Origin of the sequence: Paraburkholderia sp. BCC1885 (genome assembly GCF_900996235.1) — a bacterium.
GTDB lineage: Bacteria > Pseudomonadota > Gammaproteobacteria > Burkholderiales > Burkholderiaceae > Paraburkholderia.
In genome coordinates this window covers 1-465 of record NZ_CAAJGM010000139.1, presented here as the reverse complement: position 1 = coordinate 465, position 465 = coordinate 1, and the positions used below count along the sequence as shown (strand labels likewise).

Here is a 465-nt window from a genome sequence, read left to right as displayed (position 1 = left end):
GATTGACCAGCGTCACGCCCGGCATGGTCGGCGGGATGCTGGCCGCGAGCCTCGGCGCCGGTTTTCTCGGCGGCATCATGTCGGGCTTCCTGGCCGGTTACGCGGCACTGCTGATCAATCGCGACCTGCGGCTGCACCGCAACCTGGAAGGGCTGAAGCCGGTGCTGATCATCCCGCTGCTGTCGACGCTGATCGTCGGCCTGCTGATGCTCTACGTGGTGGGCACGCCGGTTCCGGCGGCAAGCCCGAGCCGGGCGGCGAGTTTCCGGCGCTGCCGCAGCCGCGTCGCTGAGGGCGGATGAGACGAGGGCGGGCTTGCCGGGTTGATCGGCCTCGCGGAATCACCCACTGCGAGCGGGCCGCTGAGGCGGGATTAAGCGAGGCGTGGGCTTCCGTCGCGACGCGGCCCCGTTCGCTACGAACGTCCCGCCGAGGCGCTGCCCGGCACGGGCGCGAGTGCCGGCC

At 71.4% G+C, this 465-nt stretch carries 1 pseudogene; it reads left to right on the top strand.

The window, feature by feature from the left end:
• Positions 1 to 302 (top strand): annotated as a pseudogene (locus FQ755_RS14315) (hypothetical protein); the annotation flags it as partial.
• Positions 303 to 465 lie beyond the last annotated feature (163 nt).